This window comes from Paenibacillus sp. FSL W8-0439 (assembly GCF_038008995.1).
Taxonomy (GTDB): domain Bacteria; phylum Bacillota; class Bacilli; order Paenibacillales; family Paenibacillaceae; genus Paenibacillus; species Paenibacillus polymyxa.
This window is the reverse complement of sequence record NZ_JBBPAK010000001.1, coordinates 849,614-875,000: the sequence shown is the minus strand read 5'-3', so window position 1 is coordinate 875,000 and position 25,387 is coordinate 849,614. Positions and strand designations below refer to the sequence as shown.

25 protein-coding genes (1 of these 25 only partly in view) are annotated in these 25,387 nt (G+C 45.8%); 10 read left to right on the top strand and 15 right to left on the bottom strand.

Annotated features, from left to right (window positions below; genetic code table 11):
* The 3 genes from MKX36_RS03935 to MKX36_RS03925 form a co-directional block, all read right to left on the bottom strand.
* Positions 1-99 carry the 5' end (the start) of a hypothetical protein gene (locus tag MKX36_RS03935; protein WP_016819289.1) on the bottom strand. 291 nt of this gene lie to the left of the window's left edge, so 99 of the gene's 390 nt are visible here — the first part of the coding sequence; it begins with the start codon at positions 97-99; the stop codon falls past the left edge of the window.
* Positions 100-136: 37 nt separating this feature from the next.
* A complete protein-coding gene (locus tag MKX36_RS03930; protein ID WP_230877827.1) occupies positions 137-502 on the bottom strand; it encodes a MarR family winged helix-turn-helix transcriptional regulator in 366 nt (121 codons plus the stop codon).
* 294 nt (positions 503-796) lie between these two features.
* A complete protein-coding gene (locus tag MKX36_RS03925) occupies positions 797-1,642 on the bottom strand; it encodes a LysR family transcriptional regulator (RefSeq protein WP_019686163.1) in 846 nt (281 codons plus the stop codon).
* Between the two features lie 129 nt (positions 1,643-1,771).
* On the opposite strand from MKX36_RS03925, the gene MKX36_RS03920 reads away from it, so the two are divergent.
* On the top strand, positions 1,772-2,902 hold the full coding sequence (locus MKX36_RS03920) for a Gfo/Idh/MocA family protein (protein WP_031462885.1): 1,131 nt from the start codon (positions 1,772-1,774) through the stop codon (positions 2,900-2,902).
* 99 nt (positions 2,903-3,001) lie between these two features.
* On the opposite strand, the gene MKX36_RS03915 is transcribed toward MKX36_RS03920, so the two are convergent.
* Positions 3,002-3,619 carry a Type 1 glutamine amidotransferase-like domain-containing protein gene (locus MKX36_RS03915; RefSeq protein ID WP_016819293.1) on the bottom strand — a complete coding sequence of 206 codons (618 nt, stop codon included), beginning with the start codon at positions 3,617-3,619 and terminating at the stop codon, positions 3,002-3,004.
* Between the two features lie 467 nt (positions 3,620-4,086).
* Positions 4,087-5,625, bottom strand: a complete 1,539-nt coding sequence (gene guaA, locus MKX36_RS03910) for a glutamine-hydrolyzing GMP synthase (protein WP_340864251.1) — start codon at positions 5,623-5,625, stop codon at positions 4,087-4,089.
* A 145-nt stretch (positions 5,626-5,770) separates the two neighbouring features.
* Here guaA and MKX36_RS03905 point away from each other — a divergent pair, with 145 nt between their 5' ends.
* The 6 genes from MKX36_RS03905 to MKX36_RS03880 all read left to right on the top strand — a co-directional run bounded on the left by MKX36_RS03905 (position 5,771) and on the right by MKX36_RS03880 (position 12,207).
* On the top strand, positions 5,771-6,427 hold the full coding sequence (locus tag MKX36_RS03905; protein WP_340864249.1) for a DedA family protein: 657 nt from the start codon (positions 5,771-5,773) through the stop codon (positions 6,425-6,427).
* A gap of 516 nt (positions 6,428-6,943) precedes the next feature.
* The gene (locus MKX36_RS03900; RefSeq protein ID WP_340864248.1) at positions 6,944-8,485 is read left to right on the top strand and encodes a spore germination protein; all 1,542 of its coding nucleotides are present in this window, start codon (positions 6,944-6,946) and stop codon (positions 8,483-8,485) included.
* The gene (locus MKX36_RS03895; RefSeq protein ID WP_340864247.1) at positions 8,482-9,690 is read left to right on the top strand and encodes a Ger(x)C family spore germination protein; all 1,209 of its coding nucleotides are present in this window, start codon (positions 8,482-8,484) and stop codon (positions 9,688-9,690) included. Before MKX36_RS03900 ends, MKX36_RS03895 begins: the two co-directional genes overlap by 4 nt.
* A 5-nt stretch (positions 9,691-9,695) precedes the next feature.
* Positions 9,696-10,805: a GerAB/ArcD/ProY family transporter gene (locus tag MKX36_RS03890; RefSeq protein WP_090891539.1), complete on the top strand. Its 1,110-nt coding sequence runs from the start codon at positions 9,696-9,698 to the stop codon at positions 10,803-10,805.
* Between the two features lie 31 nt (positions 10,806-10,836).
* Positions 10,837-11,073, top strand: a complete 237-nt coding sequence (locus tag MKX36_RS03885) for a hypothetical protein (protein ID WP_016819308.1) — start codon at positions 10,837-10,839, stop codon at positions 11,071-11,073.
* A gap of 15 nt (positions 11,074-11,088) precedes the next feature.
* On the top strand, positions 11,089-12,207 hold the full coding sequence (locus tag MKX36_RS03880; RefSeq protein ID WP_045245111.1) for a GerAB/ArcD/ProY family transporter: 1,119 nt from the start codon (positions 11,089-11,091) through the stop codon (positions 12,205-12,207).
* A 59-nt stretch (positions 12,208-12,266) separates the two neighbouring features.
* Here MKX36_RS03880 and bcp read toward each other — a convergent pair whose 3' ends face one another.
* The 4 genes from bcp to MKX36_RS03860 are packed head-to-tail and all read right to left on the bottom strand — an operon-like array spanning position 12,267 to position 15,406.
* Positions 12,267-12,743 (bottom strand): thioredoxin-dependent thiol peroxidase, encoded by a 477-nt coding sequence (gene bcp, locus MKX36_RS03875; protein WP_045245112.1) that lies wholly within the window; start codon positions 12,741-12,743, stop codon positions 12,267-12,269.
* Between the two features lie 42 nt (positions 12,744-12,785).
* On the bottom strand, positions 12,786-13,574 hold the full coding sequence (locus MKX36_RS03870; RefSeq protein WP_080902359.1) for an ABC transporter permease: 789 nt from the start codon (positions 13,572-13,574) through the stop codon (positions 12,786-12,788).
* Positions 13,575-13,578: 4 nt separating this feature from the next.
* Complete coding sequence (locus MKX36_RS03865; protein ID WP_016819311.1) at positions 13,579-14,373, bottom strand: ABC transporter permease; 795 nt, start codon at positions 14,371-14,373, stop codon at positions 13,579-13,581.
* Positions 14,366-15,406: an ABC transporter ATP-binding protein gene (locus tag MKX36_RS03860; protein WP_016819312.1), complete on the bottom strand. Its 1,041-nt coding sequence runs from the start codon at positions 15,404-15,406 to the stop codon at positions 14,366-14,368. The genes MKX36_RS03865 and MKX36_RS03860 overlap by 8 nt, the downstream gene beginning before the upstream one ends.
* Positions 15,407-15,509: 103 nt before the next feature.
* Here MKX36_RS03860 and MKX36_RS03855 point away from each other — a divergent pair, with 103 nt between their 5' ends.
* The 3 genes from MKX36_RS03855 to MKX36_RS03845 all read left to right on the top strand — a co-directional run bounded on the left by MKX36_RS03855 (position 15,510) and on the right by MKX36_RS03845 (position 19,188).
* Positions 15,510-16,631 (top strand): LCP family protein, encoded by a 1,122-nt coding sequence (locus MKX36_RS03855; protein WP_044788127.1) that lies wholly within the window; start codon positions 15,510-15,512, stop codon positions 16,629-16,631.
* An 82-nt stretch (positions 16,632-16,713) separates the two neighbouring features.
* Positions 16,714-18,030, top strand: coding sequence for a glutamate-1-semialdehyde 2,1-aminomutase (locus tag MKX36_RS03850; RefSeq protein ID WP_340866068.1), 1,317 nt, complete (start codon positions 16,714-16,716; stop codon positions 18,028-18,030).
* Positions 18,031-18,237: 207 nt separating this feature from the next.
* Entirely contained in the window at positions 18,238-19,188 is a 951-nt protein-coding gene (locus tag MKX36_RS03845; RefSeq protein ID WP_340864246.1) for a DMT family transporter, read from the top strand.
* Positions 19,189-19,289: 101 nt separating this feature from the next.
* Here MKX36_RS03845 and MKX36_RS03840 read toward each other — a convergent pair whose 3' ends face one another.
* From MKX36_RS03840 to MKX36_RS03815, 6 genes are all read right to left on the bottom strand, one after another.
* Positions 19,290-19,691 (bottom strand): sensory rhodopsin transducer, encoded by a 402-nt coding sequence (locus MKX36_RS03840; RefSeq protein ID WP_019686151.1) that lies wholly within the window; start codon positions 19,689-19,691, stop codon positions 19,290-19,292.
* A 52-nt stretch (positions 19,692-19,743) separates the two neighbouring features.
* Entirely contained in the window at positions 19,744-20,778 is a 1,035-nt protein-coding gene (locus MKX36_RS03835; protein WP_340866067.1) for a glycoside hydrolase family 88/105 protein, read from the bottom strand.
* A gap of 73 nt (positions 20,779-20,851) precedes the next feature.
* The gene (locus MKX36_RS03830; RefSeq protein WP_340864245.1) at positions 20,852-21,964 is read right to left on the bottom strand and encodes a rhamnogalacturonan acetylesterase; all 1,113 of its coding nucleotides are present in this window, start codon (positions 21,962-21,964) and stop codon (positions 20,852-20,854) included.
* Between the two features lie 116 nt (positions 21,965-22,080).
* Positions 22,081-22,920, bottom strand: coding sequence for a carbohydrate ABC transporter permease (locus MKX36_RS03825; RefSeq protein ID WP_013369435.1), 840 nt, complete (start codon positions 22,918-22,920; stop codon positions 22,081-22,083).
* A 5-nt stretch (positions 22,921-22,925) separates the two neighbouring features.
* Positions 22,926-23,834 (bottom strand): carbohydrate ABC transporter permease, encoded by a 909-nt coding sequence (locus MKX36_RS03820; protein ID WP_016819319.1) that lies wholly within the window; start codon positions 23,832-23,834, stop codon positions 22,926-22,928.
* 190 nt (positions 23,835-24,024) lie between these two features.
* Positions 24,025-25,317, bottom strand: a complete 1,293-nt coding sequence (locus MKX36_RS03815) for an ABC transporter substrate-binding protein (RefSeq protein WP_340864244.1) — start codon at positions 25,315-25,317, stop codon at positions 24,025-24,027.
* Positions 25,318-25,387: the final 70 nt, after the last annotated feature.

Here is a 25,387-nt window from a genome sequence, read left to right as displayed (position 1 = left end):
CTCAATCTTCTCGGAAAAAAGGCTGATTAATCGTTCTCTGCTCGTCTCATCATCTTTTGCTAAATCATAGTAGTGAAAATAGTCTTCTAAAATCTTCATCGAGTGGCCTCCAAAATCATTTTGTCCTCGCATATTTTTACATATTCTTCACATTGCTAGACATACGCTGTAGTGCATCTGTTAAAGCCACAATTTCCTCGTCTTGAAAATTGTAGAGAAGTTGTTCCTGAAAGGCTTGTCTTTGCTCTGTCAAAACTTGCAGCTCTTGAATCCCTAATTCGGTTAAACGTATATAAGTTACACGCTTATCCTGCTCTTTTTTACTGCGTAAAATCAGACCTTCCTCTTCCAGCCTTTTTAGATGCCGGGTCACTGCTGCACCATCCAGAACGAGCAGATGTTGAAGCTCCAGCTGACTTAATTCCTGACGATGGTCAATATGATACAAAATTTCGACCTTGGTAAAGCTGGTTTTTAACTGTGCTTCAAAAGCGTTATTCATTTCTTTACACAAAAGATGCATGCGATAAAATAACTGGCTTTTTTCAGAGCAATGTTCGATGACTACCTCGCCTCCTTTTTATACTTGACCCATCAATTGATATATCAAGTATTATACACCCTCACTATAAATAAACAAGCCATGAGACAAGTCTACATATCACAAAAAAGTTGGGACTATGGCTTTTCTCCATCACGCAAGTCATATCCAAACGTAATGCTATCGCCCAGAAATACAGCATGGCTACCTTGGTATTTGCCTTGATTAATTGGCATTCGATGTCTCTCCTATCTATTAGATCGTATTGTTGATTTCGATAAATTTATGTTCAATTGCTGTCATTTTGTGATTGGGACGAGATATTAAATATGTATCCATATAGCCAAAAACCGGAGGAACGGGTAGATAGGATGCTACTTTAAATTGCCGGGCCAGCTTTTTGGACATAAGGGTAATTCCCATTCCCATTAGAGCGAATTCCACCATCGTATCAAATATTCCAACCTCGACAACCTCGCTATGGGTCAATTGCATGTCCTGATACATCTTCTCTAAATGCGTGAGGTACAGGCAGCTATCCGACAATATGATAATAGAAGCTCCTTGTAGTACTTGCTGGAGATCCGAACCTTCGTGTATACCTTTCCCCACCAGCACCAGCTCTTCACGGCATATTTTTTGATAATGAATATATGGGTTGGTAGGATATCCTGTAACAAAAGCAATATCAAGCTCTCCGTCGAGGATGAATTGTTCCATTTCCGTGGTGGTTCCCGTTTTTAATGTCACCGAAACCTGCGGATACATCTCATATACCTTCGTTAGCGCCCTTGTTGTTTCGCCTGCTACAATGGACTGCATCGTGCCGACGCGCAGTTTTTCCTCCTGGGGTCTCATTTTCATCTCCGTGTCTTGCCATAGCAGCAAAATTTGCTTGTACTGAGCGTATAAAATTTCGCCTGCGGGTGTCAGTTCCATACCACGAGGCTTTCTGTAAAATAACGCTGTGCCATAATAGGTCTCCAGCTTCTTTATTTTTGCCGTCATATTCGATTGCAGATGATTCAGCTTCTGGGCAGCTTCTGTTAGACTTCTAAGCTCTGCCACCGAAACGAATGCCTGCATATTTTGAATATCCACCGCTTTACCTCCCATCAAATAAAATGATATCTACATCATTAACAAGCATTATTCTTTATGAGTTAAGTGTATTATATTGGGCTTAAGCGTTATTTTCTACTCACATTTTAAAATTAGGAGGGATGGCACATGGTTAAACAGAAGATTCGTGCAGGTATCATAGGAGGTTCGATGAATAACAAATGGGCCAGCCAAACGCATATTCCTGCTTTGCTCAAGCACCCGAGCTTGGATATCACGGCCATCGGCACTTCCCGTATGGAGAGTGCACGAAAAAGTGCAGAGGACGTAGGGGCAACATTAGCTTTTGACGATGCCAAAAAGCTCGCAGCTTCCGAGGATGTGGACATGGTCGTGGTGAGCGTAAAAGTTCCCCATCATTATGAGGCGGTGATGGCGGCTATTCAAGAGGGAAAGCATATTTTTTGTGAGTGGCCTCTGGGGGCCAACACTGCGGAAGCTACTGAAATGGCTAAGGCGGCGGAACTGGCGGGCATCCATCATACCGTCGGCTTGCAGGCACGTCAGGATTTTGAGGTGCAAATGATGAAAAAGCTGGTGGAAGACGGGACAATTGGTGAAATAGTATCCTGTCATATGCAAGTAGCTACTCCCGGCAAAGGAGGACGAACAAATCAGGATACGTCTTATCTGCTGAATAGAGCCAGTGGTGCCAACCTACTGACCATTAACGGAGGGCATTCCTTGGATGCACTACAATACATCGTTGGCGAATTCCGTGAGCTATCGGCCATCACATCCTCCCGTTATAATGAAGCCATTATTCATGAAACGGGTGAAGTCATTTCCAAGGATACTGCCGATCAAATTCTGATTCACGGACTAATGGAAAATGGAGCACCGACATCCGTTCACATTCAAGGTGGAGTGAATTCTAAGTTTGAGCTAGAGATTCAGGGGAAAAAGGGCATTTTGCGTTTGTCACAGAATCCTTCGCTTGGGCATATTCAATTTGGGAATCTGACGCTTGAAAAACTGATATATGATCCAAGTAGTGAGCAGAGTCATGCGCCTAACGGTGTTTTTGAAACAATCAGTATAGCTCATGAACCTGATAGTACCCTGGATTTCCCAAAAGAAGGGGTAACCCTGAATGTAGCCAAAGCTCATCATGTATTTGCCAGGGATATTTTGACGGACACCCGTCTCGCCCCCGATTTCAACCATGCCTTAAAACTACATCAGTTACTGGACCGCATCGAGGAATCGGCTACAACTGGGAAAAAGATCGTATGGTAAGTTAGAATTTTAAAAAAAGAACCTTCAATACCATGATAGATGTGGATTGAAGGTTCTTTAAAATATTTAGCAGTTGAAATTCTCCTTTATTTAATGAAGTCATGCATTCTCGACTTTTATACTATCACCTTCAACCAAAATAACCTCTTCGTTGCTGATTGGATATAAATTTAATTGGCTACCATATTCCTCAATGATGTTCTCCACTGCTTTTTTAAACGGGATGTTCGTATGGTGAGGGACTGGATAGAATTCAATTGCCCTGAGTGCAGCAAAGGAATCCAAAGCAGGCGCCTCCTGCACATTGTCCATAAGTCGGGCATATTCGATATTAGGTGATAAAATCATCGAACCTGCCGATTCGCCTATATACAACTTCCCTGCATTAACTTCCTCAGCAATGATTTTGTCAGCTCCGGTTCTTCTTAACTCTTGAAGTAAATAAAATGTGTTGCCTCCGGTCATATAAATATAGTCATTTCCTCTAATTTTACTCTCTATTTCATTCCATGTTGCTGTGCTGATTTCGATTTCATCCACGATTAATCCTAAATTCTCTAATGCTTTTTTCCCTGTATTCACATAAAACTTAACTTTCTCTGGAATACTTGCGGTTGGGATGAAAGTGACTTTTTTTCCTTCCAAGTTTTCATCGGCAAAATGAACTAAGCATGGTGCAACATCCTTAAATGAGGACGACAAAAATAATTTTCTCATCTCTTTATTCTCCTTAGTAGCGTTTAATGAACCGGGATATGTAACACTTTAATCTAGATAAATTATAAAATATATTGGTATCAAAACATGACACCATTAAAGGATGACATGAAAATAAACGTTTAATTCCATACTTGATTTAAGCTATTTATAGCTTAAAGCTAATAAAATCATATAAAAAAAGGAGACATTACCATTGAATAATATCTCCTTTTTTCAACTTCATATTCTGTTTTGTAACAACAAATGACTTTATATATCCGTCGCATGGGGCAATGCTGTTCGCCTTTAGCTAAACCTCGTCGATTGAGGTTGCCGTGCAGTAAACTTTCCCGAGCAAAGTTTCGACCTTGCCCCCGTAAAAAAAGACTCCCACCGCATAGCGATATTTCGCCGATGCAGAGGAGCCTGATATTGTATTGGTAAATCTCAAAGGGTTCGTGGTTACGATGCGGGAGTCTCCACGCTTATTCCCACTCGATTGTTGCTGGTGGTTTGGAAGTTACGTCGTACACGATACGATTGACGTTGTCCACTTCGTTGACAATACGAACGGAGATTTTCTCCAACACGTCCCAAGGGATACGTGCCCAGTCGGCGGTCATACCGTCGATCGACGTTACTGCGCGAATACCTACAGTGTAGGAATACGTACGGGCATCGCCCATGACACCAACACTCTTCATATTCGGCAGAGCGGTGAAGTATTGCCAAATCTCCCGATCCAGACCCGCTTTGGCAATCTCCTCGCGCAAAATAAAGTCAGAATCACGGACAATCTTGAGCTTGTCCTCTGTCACTTCGCCCAATACACGGATGGCAAGACCCGGACCTGGGAATGGCTGACGCCATACAATTTCGGCCGGAAGTCCGCATTCTTCGCCGACTTTACGCACTTCATCCTTGAACAAAGCATTCAGTGGCTCGATCAGTTTGAACTTCATGTCTTCCGGTAAACCGCCCACGTTATGGTGCGACTTGATAGTTTGTGCCGTTGCTGTTCCGCTCTCTACAATATCTGTGTACAACGTGCCTTGTGCCAGGAAGTCAAAATCATCGAATTTAGCGGATTCTTCTTCAAAGACGTAAATAAACTCGTTACCGATGATTTTACGTTTTTGTTCCGGATCATCCACTCCTGCCAGTTTGGACAGGAAACGCTCACGTGCATCAATTTTGACAACTTTCATATCAAATTTACCAACGAACGTCTCCATTACACTTTCGGCTTCACCTTTGCGCAGCAGTCCGTGATCAATGAACATACATGTCAGTTGGTCGCCGATAGCTCTGTGAATAAGCATGGCTACGACGGAAGAATCCACGCCGCCACTTAAAGCGCACAGTACTTTCTTGTCGCCTACTTGCTGGCGGATTTCACGGATTTGCTCTTCAATGAACGATTCCATGGTCCAGTTGCCTTCACAACCACACACTTCATACAGGAAGTTGCTAATCATCTCATTACCTTGAACAGAATGACGCACCTCTGGATGGAATTGTACCGCATACTGATTCCGCTCCAGGTTACTCATTGCAGCAATCGGAGCACTCTCTGTTCCCGCATCCAGTGTAAAGCCAGTTGGCAGATCTGTAACGTGATCGCCATGGCTCATCCATACCGTTTGACGAGAATCCAGCCCTTTAGTCAAACGGGCATCCTCATTGAATTGCACGTCTGCTTTGCCATATTCACGCTTGCCCGCACGTTCTACCTTACCGTCCAGTTGATGAGCCATCAACTGCATACCATAACAAATACCAAAGATAGGGATGCCAAGATCATAAATTGCCCGATCCACCTGAGGAGCATTGTCTGTATATACGCTGGAAGGTCCGCCTGAGAAAACAATCCCTTTCGGCGCCAGCTCTCTCAGCTTCTCCGCAGGCGTATTGTATGGAAGGAGCTCGCTATATACGCCGAGATCCCGAATTCTTCTTGCAATTAACTGGTTGTATTGTCCTCCAAAATCGAGAACTACAACGATTTCATTAGGCTTATTCATTACCGTGCCTCCCTCAATTGTTCGTTTCATTATACGCAACGATAAAACAACACGTCAAGAAATCAACCATAGTTGAGTGGTCATGAAAAGATTGATAAAATAAATTGATTCTAAATTACTTAATCTGCCCGTAGGAGTGTACACGATGGATGTGCTGAAATGGATTGCGCAATTGTTCGAAGAATATGGATACGGGGTCCTTTTTTTCGGCTTGCTGCTGGAGTTTATTGCCTTGCCTTTTCCCGGGGAAACCACGATGGCTTATGCGGGATATCTCTCCTATGCCGGTACTCTGGATTTCAGCAAGCTGGTGCTGTTAGCTTTTTCGGGCACAACCATCGGTATGACCATTACCTATTTTATTGGAAAATGGGCTGGGCTTCCCTTTATTCAGAAATACGGCAAATGGGTTTTGTTATCGCCGGACAAGCTACAGAAAACACAAAAATGGTTTCAACATTATGGATACTGGCTTATTTTCCTTGGATATTTCATCCCAGGTGTCAGGCATTTTACCGGCTATTTTGCTGGAATTATAGCTCTTTCTTTCCGTAAATTTGTCCTGTATGCTTACAGCGGTGCTTTATTCTGGGTCGTCCTCTTTCTAAGCATCGGCAAGCTGTTTGGCCCGCAATGGGATGCCATTTTCCATTTGGTAGAGCTGTACGCACTACGAATCGCAGCAGCGGTTGGATTCGTAATCCTGCTGTATTTTATATATCGGTGGAGAAGCTTCCTGTTTGGATCGCTATACAAATCCAAAAAATCAGTAAAAACCAGCCACAAGGATGACACGGAATAGTTAAACTCCTTCAGCCGAGCCCACATTCGCGGCTCATGATTCGAGCTACCCCTGCTCCAAACATAGACATTCCGATCATACCTTGGTTCTACGTCGTCAGCATACCCAACAATGGACCCTGTAAATACAATGGGGTCTCCTGCATTAATAATGTCTCCAAATATGCGGGTAATAAGCAGACCCTCCGCAGATGACAGGACCAAAAAAGGAATCACCCACTAGACAGTAAGACACCTACGCTAAATCCCGAACCCATAAGCCGTTATATTAAAACCCAACAAAGCGATACGGAGAAACGCCCCCCCAATTCCATTAATGTTACCTGCAGCGAATAACTCCCTGTACTGCCAATCTACCATTCTAATCAGTTCTAATACGACAGACTCCATAAATTAAACAAAAATATAATTAACCATTTAGCACTAATCATCAGATTACTTTGCAGCCGTCAAGGCATAAATTCATATATTCAGAGCATACTAAGCCAACAAACTCCAATATCGGAGGATTTTACGTATGCCAAATCAGAATAAAAGTTGTCCGCTTACTCATGTATCCTCTAACTTGAAAGATAATGTAAATCATATCGAGAGCTCCTTTGGAAACAGCGGAGATGTAATCATTAAAGAGCTATTATGGATGCAAAAATGGCCAGCAGCTCTTTTTTATATCGATGGTCTGGTTAACACTCAATTGCTCCATGATTCCGTTCTCCGTTCATTGATGCGAGTAAATGAACATCATGTACCGGAGGGCGCAGAACCATTCGACTATTTGAAGAATCAAGTTTTGATTGCAGGTAACTCAGGTAGTGTGGACGAAATGGATGCCTTATTCAACCAGATGCTATCTGGCGGTATTATCATTTTGCTGGACGGATACGCAAAGGGCATATGGATTGATGCGGTCGGTTGGGAGGATCGCAGTGTTAGCGAGCCCCAATCACAAAGTGTCGTACGGGGTCCAATGGAGGCTTTTACCGAAAATTTACGAACCAATACCGCTCTAATTCGTAGGCGAATCCGCGATCCGCGCCTGTGGATGGAAACAAGACAGATCGGGCAAGTCACCCACACCAATGTGGCCGTAATGTATGTCAAAGGCATCGCTGACGAAGGAGTTATTCAGGAACTGAGAGAACGTTTGGACCGAATTGATATTGACGGAATTCTGGAAGGGGGTTACATCGAGGAGGAAATTCAGGATGAAACCTTCACCCTGTTCCCCACCATTTATAACAGCGAGCGTCCGGATTCAGTCGCTGCCAGCCTGCTGGAAGGCCGAATTGCTATTTTGGTGGACGGGACACCCTTTGTTCTGTTGATTCCTGCACTATTTGTGCAATTTTTCCAATCAGCAGAGGATTATTACCAGCGTGCTGATATCAGCACGTTGTTGCGTTTGCTGCGTTTCTTTTCCTTTTTTATCGCTATGCTTGCGCCAGCAGTTTATATTGCGGTAACTACCTTTCATCAAGAGATGATTCCTACAAACTTATTGGTCAGTCTCGCTGCACAAAGGGAAGGCGTACCGTTTCCGGCTTTTGTCGAGGCGATGCTCATGGAAATAACTTATGAAATTTTGCGTGAAGCAGGAGTTCGAATTCCCAAGACTGTCGGACAGGCCGTATCCATCGTAGGTACACTGGTCATTGGACAAGCAGCCGTGGATGCAGGAGTGGTCTCGGCGGCTATGGTTATTGTTGTGTCCATTACAGCGATCTCCAGCTATGTTATTCCGGAAAACGGTCTTTCCATTGCGGTTCGTATTGCCCGCTTTGCTTTAATGATGCTAGCCGCAGCCTTCGGGCTTCTTGGAATATTGATGGGGGTAATCGTACTTTTACTGCATTTGACCAGTCTGCGATCCTTCGGAGTATCTTATATGAGCCCGTTCGGTCCCTATGTGGAAAGCGATTTGAAAGATACGCTGTTTCGCCTACCTTGGCCTCGCATGAAGACACGGCCTCAATCCATCTCTATCCAAAATACGATTCGCCAAAAAACGAAAAAAAGACGGATCAGTAATAAATCAAAAACCAGAAGGGATCAGCCATGAAGCAGACCATACATTTGTTCTTCGTCTGGGGCCTGATTGCATTACTGTTAGGTGGTTGCTGGGATCGCCAAGAATTAAATGAGCTGGGCATAGCTATTGGGATCGGTGTGGATATGGAAGGAGACCAGTATCAGGTAACCGCTCAGGTGGTCATTCCTTCTGCTGTAGCTTCCAAATCATCACCAAGTGCAGGCCCTCCAGTCGTTACTTATCAGACCACTGCACCCACGATTCAAGAGGCCATTGAAAAAATGACGAATACAAGTCCGCGCTCCATTTATTTATCTCATATTCGTATGCTGATTTTAGGTGAGGAGTATGCGAGAAGGGGAATTGCTGATGCGATTGAAGCCATGATGCGAGAGCCTTTTACAAGAAGTGACTTTTATATTGCGATAGCCAAAAACAATAAGGCTTCTACGATGTTAAAGATCCCCACTCCAATGGAAAAATTGCCGGCAAATAAATTATTTGCTTCGTTAGATACCTTAACCAAAACCTGGGCTCCTGCTACCAAAGTAACCATGGATCAACTTCTTAGCGATCTGGTTAATCCCGACATCCAGTCCACTCTGCCCGCATTGGAAGCTGTGGGAGATATAGAATCGACCAATGAAAAAGGTATGGATGCCACCAAAAGCATATCGCCTGAAACCATATTGCGGTTTTCAGGTAATGGTGTATTCAAAAAAGACCGGTTGCTGGGATGGATCAATGACCTTGACAGTAAAGGGCTCAGTTACATCAGGGATAAAGTGGAGTCTACAACGGGGCACACCGATTGTCAGGGAGGAGGTAATATCGCCTTATTAACCTTAAGAAGCAACACCCAAAAAAAAGTGATCATTCGCGATGGAGAACCTGTTATCTCCATATCCGTTACCAACGACAGCACAGTACGAGAGGTCAACTGTGAGCATATGAAGTTAAGCAGTATGGCTGATATTAAAGAAATTGAGGCCGCAAGCAATGAAAAAATTGTTGAAATTATGAAGCATTCCGTAGAGACTGTTCGACGTGAGTTTAAGTCAGACATTTTCGGCTTTGGTCAGCTGATCCACCAGTCCAAACCTGAGCTTTGGAAACGACTAAAAGAAGAAAAAGAAAATCCATTTATGGACTTACAAATTGAATATAAGGCAAAGACTACGATCAAAAAAATTGGTTCCTTGTTTGAATCGTTCCAAAAAGAAATGAAGGAGTGAGCTTGGTGGAGGAGAAAGGGCGTATCAGCATTACAAATATAGCCGTACTCGTTTTTTTGAGTATTATCGGAGACTGTGTATTGGTGTATCCCTCCCTCATTACTAGCATATCCAAGCAGGATGCCTGGATCAGCTCATTACTTAGCATCCCTGCAGGACTGGCTGTACTACTGCTACTCCTGCGGGTACATCAGCTGTATCCTGATCTCACCTTTGTGCAGCTCTGCCAGCGAATTTTGGGTCCGTGGCTAGGCGCCCTCATCTCCATATGGTATTTGTTCCATTTAATGATGAATTCAGCGATTTATTTAAGAGAAGTCGGAGATTTTATGAACAGCCAGACCTATGTAATGACACCTCTTCCTGTTATTAATTTACTTTTAATCCTTGTGCTGATGTGGGGGATGTATATGGGATTGGAACCAATTGCGCGTACGGCTCAAATCTTATTTCCATTATGCTTGGCTTTCGCTTTGTTTTTAATCCTGTGCTTGCTTCCCCAATGTGACAGTCAGCAGCTTAAGCCTATTATGGAACAAGGTATTCCTAAAATTATGGAGGGCAGCCTATTTGCGCTCTCCTACCCATTCGGTGAACTAGCTTTTTTACTGATGATTTTTCCCTATGTGAGCAAAAAACCGGGTCTAAAAAAATCAGTTTTACTCTCAGGACTTACGGCCAGCATTCTGTTAAGCGTACTCCTCCTGGTTTCTCTCATGGTGCTGGGTCCTTTTGTAACCGAACATAGTGTGTATACCTCTTATACGCTATCTAAAAAGATCAACATAGGAAATTTCCTGCAGAGAATTGAATCCATGATGAGTACTGCCTGGATTATCACTACTTTTGTTAAAACCATTTTACACTTCTATGCCTTTACCTTAGGAATAACTCAACTACTGCGATTAAATAATGTTCGGACCTTTCTTGGTCCTAGCTTCATGATCCTGTTTGGTCTGATTATCGTGTCGGCGCCTAATATTACTTACTATCTGGATACGATCGTCAACGCCTGGATTTATTGGGATTTGACGGATTCTGTTGTCCTTCCTTCGCTGCTGCTTATCGTATACAAGTTAAGATCGAAAGGCCGCCACAGCCTGGAACCCAGTTGATCCACACCCTTTAACGGAAGGAGTCTTCACCGTGCTAATCACCACTGTTATTATCTGTATCGGTCTAGCCATTGCTGCCAAAGATTTGCCAGGCTTGTATCGAAAACATCGCTTTAAAGATATGTTCGTGTACATCATTATGCTCGGAATAGGCACATGGCTTAGTGTCCTTGCCGCCAAGTCAGAGGTTACGCCAAGCCCGCTGGTACTGATTGAAATCATCTACAACCCTGTTAACGCTTTTGTGTCACATGTATTTGGTTTTTAGAAAGGAGACAGCCACATGTCAAAAAAAACACGTATTAGCGTTCGGCAAGTGACTGTCCTGATGTTTATGAGTTTAATCGGGGATATGCTCTTATTCTATCCGACTATGATTACACATATTGCTCATCAGGATGCCTGGATCAGCTCCATGCTGTCCATTCCGCTGGGCTTAATCATAATTTACGTGCTTATTCGCGTTCATGAGCTCTACCCGAACCTTACACTTATTGAAGCGATTCGCAAAATTTTGGGGCCCGTGTTAGGAACCGTTGTTTCCTGCTGGTATTTATTTTATTTTTTAATGAACACCGTTCTTATTGCGAGAGAGGTAGGCGATTTTCTGACTACACAGTTATTTGTAAATACCCCTCTACGTGTTCTGCTCGCTATGGGAATAGCCTTAATGGTGCTTACTGCGTTAGCCGGAATTGAAGCTTTCGGTCGTGTTAGCGAGATGCTATTACCAGCATATATATTAATTTTCTCTGGTCTATTCCTTGCACTCCTGCCACAAGTTCAGCTTTCCAATGTACGGCCTGTTTTGGAAAATGGGCTGGCTCCTGTTGCTCAAGGAATGGTTCCAGGCGTGGCAATGCCTTTTGCCGGAATGTCTATTATGCTCATGGTTTTTCCTTATGTAAACAAAAAAGCCCATTTTAAAAAGGACATATTGCTCGCTTCCCTTATAGGCGGAATCGTGATTAGCCTATTTCTGCTGCTCTCCCTGCTTGTGATTGGACCCTTTGTGACCCATTACAGTCCATACATTTCTTCTGTACTCACGACAAAAATTAATGAACTGAATTATATTACACGTGTTGAATCGCTTGTTGCTTTAACCTGGGCACTGGCTGCCTATTTCAAGGGAGTTCTTTTTTTCTACGCCTTCACTTTTGGAACACCCCAGTTGTTCCGAATTTCTAATAGTCGTCCATTCGTCATACCCGCAGGAGCGATTGTGTTTGGTATGACCATTTCGATAACCCCCAATGTGTTTTATTATGTAAGAACTCTTGTTTATCCCATGGCTGCCTGGCATTATACGAACGGCTTGATCATTCCGCTTCTTTTGTGGATTGTTTACCTCTGCCGGCAAAAGTGGAAACATCGGCAAAATACACCCAAAAATGAATAAAAAACCTTTTGAAACCGATGCTTAAAAAGCATAACCCGATTCCAAAAGGTTTTTTTAATTTATGCCATATCCTGAATGTATGCCAGCGCGGCATCAATATGTCCTTTTACCCTTAAACCACGCCATTCATGAACTAAAATGCCATTCTCATCAATAAGGAACGTAGAACGAACAATGCCCATGTACTGCTTGCCGTACATCTGTTTTTGCTGCCAGACACCATATGTCTCAGCCACCTGATGCTCTTCATCAGATAACAGCTGAAAAGGTAGGCCATACTTGGCAATAAACTTGTCATGCTGCTTGAGTGGATCGGGGCTTATGCCGAGAATCACGGTGTTTAAGCCTTTAAACTCCGCATGTTTATCCCGAAAATCGCAAGCCTGGGTCGAGCAGCTAGAGGTCAAATCCTTGGGATAAAAGTACAACAATACCCTACTGCCTCGATAATCCGACAGCTTGACACTCTTTCCCTCACTCCCAGGCAATTCAAAATCCGGTGCCGCTTGTCCAATAACGGTCAATGTCGTGGACATCTTATCATCTCCTATCTTGTAGGGGTTCTTATATCATCCGCCCTATGAGCCAGCACCCCGGTAACGCCGAATCCCCCAGTTCCAAGCCAGTAAGCCTAGTGTGAGAAAGACAATTCCCATCACAGGAGTTAAGAGCGCCATATGGCGCATGTCCTCTCGTTGAAGGAACAGGGAAGCGGGATATACGCCAACAAAAGCAAAAGGCAGTATCCAAGTCAGCACAACCTGAATGGCACGGTTATAGATCGTTACCGGATAACGTCCGTAACCCTGAATATTGTACATGAGCGGGATAATTCCTGTGGGCGCATCCGAAAAGAATGAAAGAGAAGTCAATATGGTGTATATGCCCGTATAGATCGCCACAGCACTTAGGCTCAAAACGATTAGTGCCGGGACAAACCACCACTCCATAGCCAAATCCATCTGTGCGCCGCTGATCCCCATAATAATCAGACCAATCACTGAGCCGACCAACGCGGGCGGGTCCACATTTTCAAGGAAAATCTGGAACAGATTATACGCAGGACGGGTCATTACTCGGTCGAGTTCACCTTTTACAATATAACGCTCGCTAAAGTTCCAAAGATTAACGAAACAACTAAACAGTCCGTAAGGAACCATAAAAAATCCATAAACGAACACGACCTCATTTTCACTCCAGCCACCCAAGCTGTCTGTATGCATAAATATAACTAAAATAAAAATAAGATTCGTGGCCTGAAAGAGCAGATCCGAAATGACTTCTACCCAAAAATCGGCACGATAGGTGAGCCGTGACTTCATGTAATTTTTCAAATATTCGCTAATGAGGCCCAAATAGTACATCATCGGCTTACCCTCCCTGCACGAACAGACGTCTGCGCGCCAGCCGCCAAATGATGATCATCGGCACGAGCAGAACGACCAGCCAAATGATTTGGATACCCAGCACATTCCATATGCCAACGCCTTTTACACGTCCCGTAAATACAGAGCCCGGCAAATAAGTAATTGCCTGAAACGGCATCCATTGGGAAATTGTCGCCAGCCAGCCCGGAAACAAGCTAATTGGCAAAATCAACCCAGAAAACAGGTCTACGACTACGCGCTTCATACGCATCATGCCCTCATTATTTTCGATAAAAAAGGCCGTCAAGCCCGTAATAATATTAATCTGAGTGTTGATCAGAAAGCTGAAAAACAGCATGACCAGAAAACCGATCCAGGCTACCGGATCACTAGGCAGCTTCACGGGAAACAGCAGCATCGCAATCGCCATACCTGGAATCATAAATAGGAGGAAGCGAAACATTCCCTCGCCAAGCCCCTGCATAAATTTAACAAGTACATAGTTATAAGGTCGGATCATCTGAATAGCAATGCTACCATCACGAATATCCGTCGATATTTCACGATCCAGATTGTTAAAATAAAAGGCTCTCGCCATCCACGATACGGCTACATAGGTCGTCATCTGAGCAGCAGTAAAACCTCCAATACTACCCGCATCGCCATATATCGCTTTGTATGTGAAATAATACACGCCGATATTCATGGAATAAATAAGTATGCCCGAATAATAGTTCACACGATAAGCAAGCATCGTGAGAAATCGGATACGAATAAAATCGGTATATACGCTAAGCATGAACTTTGGCCTCCACTAGCGGATTGCCTTGGCGTTCTGCCGAGCCAGACTGATAGATACTGCGAACGATATCATCCGTGTTGGTTTCAATGATTTTGATATCCGTAATGTCCGTGCGGCCAACTACGCTAGCCAGCACATCCGATACATTAATATGAAGAGGAATCCACACCTTGGCAGCCAAATCGTTATCCATAGTCCACGTCAATGGCATATCGGCTGTCCATGCCTGCAATTGCTCCAGCACAGTCGTCGTACCAAATTGGAACCGTACTTCCCGACCTGTCCCCCAACGAGCCTTGAGATCATCCAGTCCACCATCATAAATGATATTCCCATCATCCAACATAATGACGCGCGAGCACAGCGCCTCAATATCCTGTAAATCATGGGTCGTCAGCAAAATAGTGGTCCCGTGTTCCCGGTTCATGTCCTTCAAAAACTCACGAATTTCGGACTTCACCATAATATCAAGCCCAATGGTCGGCTCGTCCAGAAAAACAATCGACGGATTGTGCAGCAAAGCAGCTACCAGCTCACAACGCATCCGTTGTCCAAGACTAAGTTTACGCACCGGGCGGCTTAGCAAATCCTGCAATTGCAGCCTTTCTACCAGCTCATCCAGCCTGCGTTTGAAGTCCATAGCCGGAACCTGATATACTTTGCGCAGCAGTTGAAAAGACTCGATCACGCCGATGTCCCACCAAAGCTGGCTGCGCTGACCAAAAACAACGCCTATGTTACCTACAAACTTCTCGCGATCCTCATAAGGGACATAGCCCCCCACCTTGAGATGTCCCGATGTTGGCACGAGAATACCTGTCAACATCTTAATCGTGGTGGACTTTCCGGCCCCGTTCTCACCAATATAACCGCATATTTCCCCTTGCGGAATACGGAAGGATATATCTTTGACCGCAGCCACCTCGTTGTATTCGCGGGCGAATAAATCAAGGAAGGCACCTTTTAAGCCCTCGCGGTTTTTTTGAACCTTAAATGTTTTGCGCAGATCCTGCACATCAATTGCCAGCATGTTATACCTCTCAATCAGGATTTGTAAAATCCATAGTTAAATTGATTGTGCTCCAAAAAGAAATTATAATGTAATGAACTGAAAAGCGAAAGGGAGAGCATCCATGACAAGCAGAACCAAAAGGACGATATGGTCGGTTCTAGCCGTGGTAATCGTCGCGATTGTCGGCTTTGCCGTGTACTATTTTACATCCATTTATAATCAGCTGGATAATCTGCATAAAGAGGGTGCTAACTCCCCCTTCAAAAATGTAAAGCAGGTCGATCAGGTTCGTACACCAGAACCGCCCAAGTGGGAAGGTACCGATATGGTCAACATTTTGCTGATGGGTGTCGATGGTCGTGGCATCCAGAAAGGGGAAGTCCCCCGATCTGACAGCATGATGGTTGTATCGCTGGACCCTGTGAAGAAAAAAATGCACCTGTTCTCTATTTTGCGTGATACGTACGTGGATATTCCCGGCTACGGAAAAAATCGGATCAACACCGCCATTACCCACGGACCCAATACGGCCATGAAGACGGCTGGCGATCTATTGGGCATCCCAGTGCAATATTATGTGTATACGGATTTCCAAGGCTTTATTAAACTGGTGGACGCTGTAGGCGGCATTGATTTTGAAGTGGAAAAGGATATGCATTATACAAGTAATGCGGATAAGCATGAATACGATATTGATTTGAAAAAGGGTATGCAGCATCTGGACGGCAAGACGGCGCTTCAATATGTGCGATTCCGCCACGATGCCATGTCCGACTTCTCCCGTTCCGGACGGCAACGGGCATTTTTGGAGGCTGTAGCCCAGAAAATGCAGACCACGACTTCCATTGCTAATCTGCCAAGCATTTTAGAGCAGGTTAACCCGTACATTGATACGAATCTCAGTGTTAACGATATGTGGAAGCTAGCAAATGTGGGGTACCAAAGCAGCTTTGCAGGCAGCGAACAGGTTCCACCGATGAAGCTGCTTGGCGAAGAAAATGTGGGCGGCGCGGCAGTTCTTACCGTCCGTGATCCGGAAGAACTGAAATCTTATGTACAGGATATATTTAATAATCCTCCTACACAAACACAGGAACAAAATAAGGATCAAAACGAAACGAAACAGCCGGATAGTGCATCGTCCTCCAAGACGGATAAAGCTTCCTTTACAGGAGGCAATAAAACCAGTACTGAGGATGCTTCCACACAATCAACAACAAAGACAGGACAAAAAGAGCTATAATGATGTATGCAGGGGCAGCCGTGAACGCTGCCCTTTGGCGTGTGTATACCCTATTTTAATGAACGGAAAGGAAGTTTTGATGATGAAACGGGAAAACTCCGAAGCACTATATAAAGAAGCCCTGGAGCATATTGTCGGGGGCGTTAACAGCCCTTCACGCTCCTTTAAAGCTGTGGGCGGTGGCGCTCCAGTATTCATGAAACGCGCCCAAGGCGCTCATTTCTGGGATGAGGATGATAATCGGTATATCGATTATTTGGCGGCCTACGGCCCTATTATTACCGGACATGCTCACCCCCATATTACCAAGGCTATCAGCGAAGCGGCTGCGAATGGCGTATTGTACGGAACCTCGACGGCATTGGAAATCAAACTGGCCAAGATGCTGAAGGAGGCTATTCCTTCTATGGATAAAGTCCGGTTTGTGAATTCCGGCACAGAGGCAGTCATGACGACGATTCGTGTAGCACGAGCCTATACGGGGCGGAACAAGATCATCAAATTTGCCGGCTGCTACCACGGTCACTCGGATCTGGTACTTGTAGCCGCAGGCTCCGGCCCTTCCACACTGGGCATACCTGACAGCGCAGGTATTACAACCAACATTGCGAGCGAGGTCATTACTGTGCCATTCAACGACCTTGACGCATTGCGCCAAGCTTTGGAGCGCTGGAGCGACGATGTGGCGGCAGTCATGGTGGAGCCGATTGTCGGTAATTTTGGCATGGTGATGCCGCAGCCAGGCTATCTGGAAGGGCTGTGCTCGATGGCGCGGGCGAACGGCTCCCTTGTCATTTATGACGAGGTCATTACCGCCTTCCGCTTCCACTACGGCTCAACCCAAACGTATGCAGGTCTGGACAATCATGATGCGATTCAGCCGGATTTGACCGCGCTGGGCAAAATCATGGGCGGTGGTCTGCCGATTGGTGCCTACGGCGGCAGCAAGCAGATCATGGAGCAGGTTGCTCCACTCGGCCCTGCCTATCAGGCAGGTACAATGGCAGGCAACCCGGCTTCCATCTCCTCAGGCATCGCCTGCCTTGAAGTTCTTCAAGGGGAAGGCGTGTATGAAGAGATGGAACGTCTGGCTGTGAGACTGACGGACGGTATTCAGTCTTCCGCTGATCGTTACGGCGTGCCATTGACGATCAACCGCATTCGTGGAGCGTTCTCGACGCATTTCTGTGATCATCCGATCACGAATTACGCGCAGGCACAGGATACGGATAGCGAAGCGTTCGCATCCTTCTTCCGCCACATGCTGGATCGTGGTATCCATCTGGCTCCATCCAAGTTCGAAGCTTGGTTCCTCACAACAGCGCATACGGACGAAGACGTGGATGCCACGCTGGAAGCAGCGGACGATTCGTTCCGTGCGATGTCACAAGGTAAATAAGCAGAGCAGTAAGCGATAAAATATGAATAGAATGAGAGCTGGAAGTAGTCTTAAAGATGGGTATCCGACATCTGGGACTGCGTTTCAGCTCTTTTTCATTTCACAACTGTACCCGTACAGTTGTGAAATTTATGAATTGTATCTGGTTATGCCATCCGGTTATATTGAGAGAACCACAAGTTGAGATCATGATTACGGAGGTTTATTATGCACAGTCGTTCCAGAAATGGGGTCGCCTATCTGGCAGCTCTCAGCTATGCAGCTATACTTGGCTTCTCATTTTTATTTGTAAAACTGACAGTGACGGAGGCAAGCCCACTGGATGTGATCGCCCACCGCTTTGGGTTGTCATTGATCGCTTTGACCATTCCAGTGCTGCTGGGTTGGATTAAAATCAATATCAAGTGGCGTGATGTGCTGCGTATCTTGCCATTGGCGCTGCTTTCACCGTTACTGTTCTTCCCCTTGCAAGCGTTCGGGCTGATGAGCACTTCTTCATCGGAAGGTGGAATTATTCAAGCTACTGTTCCTATCTTTACACTTCTGTTAGCCTCCTATTTTCTTAAAGAGCGCACAACAGTGCTTCAAAAGATATCCTTACTGCTCTCTGTTTTTGGTGTGGTTTTTATATTTGTGATGAAGAGCGGAGCACCGTTAGCTTCCAATAGCTTTGGCGGTATTGTTCTGCTCGTGCTCTCTGCTATATGCCTATCTGGCTATAACGTGCTGGCTCGTCCATTAACGCAAAAATACAGTCCGATGGAGTTGACCTACGTTACCTCCATTTTAGGATGTATCGTTTTTAACCTGGCGGCCTTGGGGTATCATGCCATAGATGGTTCCATGAGCGCCTATACAGCTCCACTGGTAAAGCCTGATTACTGGATGGCACTGGCTTATCTGGGTATACTGTCTACTCTCGTGACTTCGCTGTTGTCCAGCTTTGCCTTGAAGTGGATCGAAGCCTCTAAAATGAGTGTGATCGGTAATTTATCCACGCTTATCTCCATGATTGCCGGTGCTTACATTTTGAAAGAGCAGCTTGCCTACTATCACATTATTGGTGCTGTAGTGATCATTATCGGTGTGGTGGGCACCAATTTCGGAGGACGAAAAAGCTTCGCGCCGATCAAAACAACTTCGGCAAAATCGCAATAATGGACTAAGAGCAGGCACAAATTTTGTCTTAAAAAAGAAATCTCCAAACTGGGCAATTCCAGCCTGGAGATTTCTTTTTTATCTTCTTTGCCTTCGTCGGACTAGACCGGGTACGCCATGACACTCATTAATGCCAGCTCCGGCTGTGTGGTGTCCAGTCTACTATATTGTACGATGATGGGTACATCGCTAGTGACCGTAATTGCGTAAGGAATACCTGTCGGAATCCGTTCGCCGGACTTTTCCAGCGAGGCTGTTCGGATATGGCGGGTTCGTCTTCCTTCCACCACCTCGATCATTCCCTCCAACGGCTCGCGGTCTTCAAAATAAATGTCTATGCTCAGCTTTGCCGCACAGTTTCCACAGTTCAGCACACATATACTTTCATGACTGAGCAGCTCTCCCCGGCTTTCCGGTGGAATATACCCGTCGGGAATGACCCAGAATAAGCTTCCTCGCGGCTGATTAGCCGCCTTTTCCTGTGACCGTTCAGTATCTCCCATGCCAATGGCCTCCTTTCAGCTATGAATACTTTTACATCTCTATGCCTCTTTTCTACCCGTACGGATTCTCCTTGGTACGCAGCAGTTCAGCCAGAAAAGCAAGCGCCAAGCCCTGACCCCACCCCTGAATGCGTTTGTAGGGTACGTTTCGGTAGCCATCTATATCGTTCATTACAGCAGTTCCAGCGGATACGCCAGTCACTGTGCCGTCCTCTTTAATGCGGGAAAGGATACCGTCAATCGCCTTTTGCGTGTATTTGTTAAACAATCGGCCCTGCATAAGCAAAGCAGTCGCAATTCCTGCCGAACCAGAGGTTTCCAGATAAGAGGTATCATCGTTCAGCACCGTATGCCACAATCCTTCTGGGGATTGCAGCCGCACCAGTGCATTGAGCTGGTCACGCAGCGAGCCGTCAATGATCATATAGGATGGATGCTGGACCTCCACACATTTCAGCGCCTTGGCCATCGTGAGTGCTGCCCATGAATTGCCGCGCGCCCAGTATATGCCCGACATGCGGCTTTGGTTCGCATGATCCCAGCCATGGTAATACAAATTCGTATCCGGGTCCTGCAAAAATTCTTCATGCCCGTGATATTGCCGGATTCCATCCTCCCAATATGTCTTGTTGCCCAGCAAATGACCGATCCGCAGCAAATAATAACCGGCCATAAACATCGTATCCACCCATGCTTGCTGCGGAAATACATCATGTAGTGAATTCACGGTATGCTGGAAAATGCCGTCGGCAAACCGCTCAGCTTTTTTGGTCAAAAATTCTGCCATCTCGATAGCGATATCCAGGTATTTTTGCTCACCTGTAGCCTGATGTAGTGTCAACAAACAATGCCCGACAGAAACGCCGTTCACCGACAGAGGCGGAAGTCCATCCTCAATATTTTCGTCAACCCATTCTTTCAGCTTGATCAAATACTGTTCATTGCCTGTCGCTTCATAGGCTTCGCATACTCCATAAAAGGCTACTCCGCCAGGCCAATCCCAGCTATAGTGCATTTGAAACGTGCGTTCCACTACCCGGTCAATCACCTGTTTAACCTGTTCTTCATCAAAACTCAATGCGGGCATTTCCACGTCTCCTCCTTTGGTAAGCTTCACGTTAGTTGCCCTCCTTGCCATCTGCTCCAAAAAAGGTCATCCGTCAACGTAAGTACATGCGCAGCGGTTGCAAATTCAGTTCCTTCACAGCCGCCGTCACCATATTTGCAATCCGGACCGCACCGTTCTCATGAAAATGCGTATTGTCCTCCAGACCGCCGGAAAAGTTCATGTATTCCCCAGGCAGCAGCCACATAAAAAGCTCCTTGCTCTCTTCGGGGCCAAGCTCTTCATATAACTCCTGCGTGCGGGCAGACAGATCAATAAGCGGCACGTTCGCTTCTTCCGCCAGCTCGCGAACCGCCGTTATATAGTCGCCATGTGTGTCGGACAACGTACCGTCCACGTTAAAATAGCGACGATGTACAGGCGTAATCAGCACCGGGGTTCCGCCCTTGCTTCTCGCTCCGTCGACATACAGACGCAGATGCTCCTTGTAGGTCGTAAAAGGCTCCGTGGCCCGCTCCAGATCGGGCTTCTGATCATTATGGCCGAACTGGATGAACAGGAAGTCTCCTGTCTTCATTTCCTCCAAAATAACGTTCAGCCGTCCCTCGTCCACGAAGCTCTTGGAGCTTCGCCCCGATACAGCGTGATTATCCACGCACACATCATGCTTGAACAAGGCCGGCAAAGCCTGTCCCCAGCCTGTGTACGGATAGCCGGACATCCCTTGATCCGTAACCGTGGAATCTCCGGCTAGGAATAGCCGCAGATTCTGTGGTGCTGGCACAATCTCCAGCGCATTGAGTCTCGGTGCGGTGCCAGATACGATGAGGCGCAGTTTACCATCCCGAATAGGCACTGTAAACATTGCCTCGGTGAACTGGCCTGGCAACGTGTGGACGGGAGGCAGCATATGCTTGCCCTCACCAGCCCGGAGCCGCGTGAGCGTTTCTGCCAGTGGATCGCCGAGCAATACGGTGACCAAAACTATTCCGTCCGGTACATCTGCAACAAACGAAGCGTTCAGTGGAATACAAAAGCTGCTTCGCAGCCGTGTATGTGCATCCTTGGCTGGATTCTGCCTTTGTCGGCCATACACATGCTCCGTAGTCTCGAAGCCATAGCCTTGCTCAGCCGTAAATATGCAATCCGGGGACACGGCCTTGTAGCCCTCCGCAGGTTCCCCCGGACCAAAGTCAAACTTCCACATTTTACTCACTCCTCGGCCTTCACCCTTAAATCCTCACCATCAATCGTATGCATATTCAGGTGCATCCCCTTTTTATACGCACGCTTTATATCCTCACGCTATGCATTTTTTAGGTCTTAGCCCTTCAGGCCACTCGTGCTCATTCCTTCTACGATTTGCTTTTGGAAAGCGAAGAATACAGCGATGACAGGCAGCAGGCTTAGGATGGACATCGCGAACATTCCTCCCCAGTTGGAGGCTGACTCGCTGTCGAGGAACATTTTGAGTGCAATCGATACGGTATATTTTTCTGGCGAGTTCAGATACAGTACCGGGCCTAACAAATCCTCCCACTTCCAGTAGAAAGAGAAGATTGCCGCCGTAGCCAGCGAGGATTTGAGCAAGGGTAAAATAATTCGAAAATACAACCGGAACTTGCCGCATCCGTCAATCGTCGCCGCTTCATCCAGCTCTGCTGGAATCGTCCGTATAAACTGCACCATCAGAAAGATGAAGAACGGCATCCCGAAAAAGGATGGCACCACCAACGGTAAGATCGTATTGATCCATCCAAGCTTGGTGAAAATAATATATTGCGGTACCAGCACTACATCCCCCGGCAGCATCAGCGTCACCATCATCAGAGCAAACCACAAGTTACGCCCTTTGAATTTCAAACGTGCGAAGCCAAATGCGATCAATGAGGAGGAAAGCACAGCGCCAATCGTGGAAATCACTACGATCGTGAGCGAATTCAGAATATATGTGCCAAAGTTATAACCAGTCGTGCCTTTCCAGCCTGTTACATAGTTTTGCCAAATCCATTCTGTAGGGAAAAGTGAGGAGGCCGTGACGAATATCGTCCGACTTTCTTTAAAAGAGCTGAACAGCATCCAGAACACGGGATACAGCATTAGGAGCGCCAGTGCAGCAACCAGAATGTGATAAATTGGCCATTTGAACGTTTTCCATGCCATTGGTATCAGCGCCCCTTTTCCGTTTCATAGAACACCCAGAACTTGGATGTCATAAATAAAATCGCTGTCAGTATCGCAATCATAATGAGCATGACCCAGGCCATAGCTGCCGCATATCCCATATTGCTGAACATAAACGCCTGCCGGAACAGATACAGTGAATGCAGCATCGTTCCATCCATTGGACCACCCTCACCCTTGGAGATAACATAGGCTGGGACGAAGGTCATAAACGCACTGATCGTCTGCATAATCAAGTTAAATAAAATAATCGGACTCAGCAGTGGCAGCGTAATACTGAAAAATTTTCGTACTGGCGTAGCGCCATCTACACTGGATGCCTCGTACATTTCAAGCGGAATGTTTTTCAGCCCTGCTAGAAAAATAAGCATGGATGAACCAAACTGCCATACAGACAAGGTGATCAGCATCATGAGCGAAGCATTCGGATCACCAAACCATTTCACTGGGGTTGCCCCCAAGGCCGAAAGCAAGCTGTTAACAATGCCCTCATTACTGAAAATATTGCGCCACATGATGGACACTGCAACGCTACCCCCGATAATAGAAGGCAGATAATACATCGTCCGATAGGTGCCTACCATGCGTGACTTGGTATTCAAAATCATCGCCACAAACAACGCGAAAATCAGTCGCAACGGTACACCGACCAATACATACGTAAATGTGACCCTGATCGAATTCCAATATTTCGGATCACCTGTGAACATTTTTTCGAAGTTACCCAGACCAATCCATTTGGGCGGGGTGAACAGATTGTAGCTCGTAAAGGACAGATACAGCGAAATAAACATTGGAATTAACGTAAATGCCAGAAAGCCCACAATAAACGGGCTGATAAACGCATATCCGGTCATATTGGCTTTCAAGCTCTGATGATTTCGCAAGCTCATCAAGCCTCCCTTCTGTTGCATTTTAAGAATTTGCGTACGTGTAAACATAAATTTTACGTTGTTATATGAATTATCCTGTGATACCTACAAAGGTTGCTTCTGCGATGGATTCGCCGGATCAACCGTGCGCAAGTCATGCTTTGCACTACGCACGGTTAACCTAAAGAATCGATCCTTCAACCCTGCATTATTACTGCTTGTTATTCGCAAGAATGGTATTCGCATCAGCCCGGAATTTGACCGCTGCGTCTTCAGGCGTCATCTGTCCGAAATTGACCTGCTCAATATAATCGGTCAATGTAGCAATCACTTCCGGTGATCCGACTGGCGGAGGCGGGCTCATTGGGGAAGCTTTTGGCTCCATGGAAGCCACAAATTCAAACACCTGCTTCGTTGCCTCGCTCAACTCCGGTGCTACAGCTTCCTTAATTTTGGCAGAAATCGGTACGCCCCGTTCGCCTTTAATCAATTTGTTCGCTTCTACATCGTTCATCCAGAAATCAATAAACTTTGCGGCCTCATCCTTCACCTGTGAACGGGAAGCCACCGCCCAGTACATCGTAGGCTGCATATATACGCCTTTTTCCATATTCGGTCCAAACATCGGAGCAAGCGCCATTGGGCGATTAACGACCTGTTGTAAGCCCACATACTGATTGGACCACTGCCAAATGCCGATACCTGTTCCTTTTACGATATCCGATTCCTCAAGAATTCCCTTGGTTTGGTTCATGACTTCAGGAGTCGGTGTCGCCCCTTTCTTAATCAGCTCAGCTAAACCACCGAAGAAATCAACAAACAGCTTATCGTCGTCATACCCCAATCCTGTTCCTTCCGTATTGTAGAGAGATTTTCCATGTGTCCGCAAATAGTAGTGGAAGAAAATATCCGCAGCCATAGAACTGTCAAAGTAAACTTTATTGGAGGCTGCCTTCAAAGCCAGCTCTTTGTATTGATCCCATGTCCAGTCATCAGGAATTTTGTCGATGCCCGCTTTTTTGAGCAATGCCGGATCGTACTGGAAGCCCAGCACATTGACACCTGTGGGAACACCATATTGTTTTCCGGCAATGATCCCGGTTTTGAGTACATTTTCGTTTACATCAGCGACTTGGATTTTCTGATTCAAGTAAGGCGCCATATCTTCCAGCTGGCCGTTTTTTGCATATTGGCTAATATACGAAATGTCCATTTGTACGATGTCCGGCAGTTGGTTGGCTGCCGCCTGCGGGGCGAGCTTCTTCCAGTAGTCATCAAAAGAGGCATATTCCACATCAATCGTCACATTCGGATTTTTTTGCTTATACAAATCGATGACCTTCTGCGTATATTCGTGGCGCGTATCCGATCCCCACCAAGCGATCCGCAACTTTACTTTTCCGTCTGCACTTGTGCCCGAATTGCCTCCACCGTCCGCTCCACTACATGCCGTCGTCAACACGAGCAGCATCGCTATAACCAGAAACCATCCCTTTTTGCCCACCTATCTCTCCCCTTTTCGCTGTTCTAGAAAGGAGCCTTATTACGAGTAACAATGTACTTACGCTTGTTTG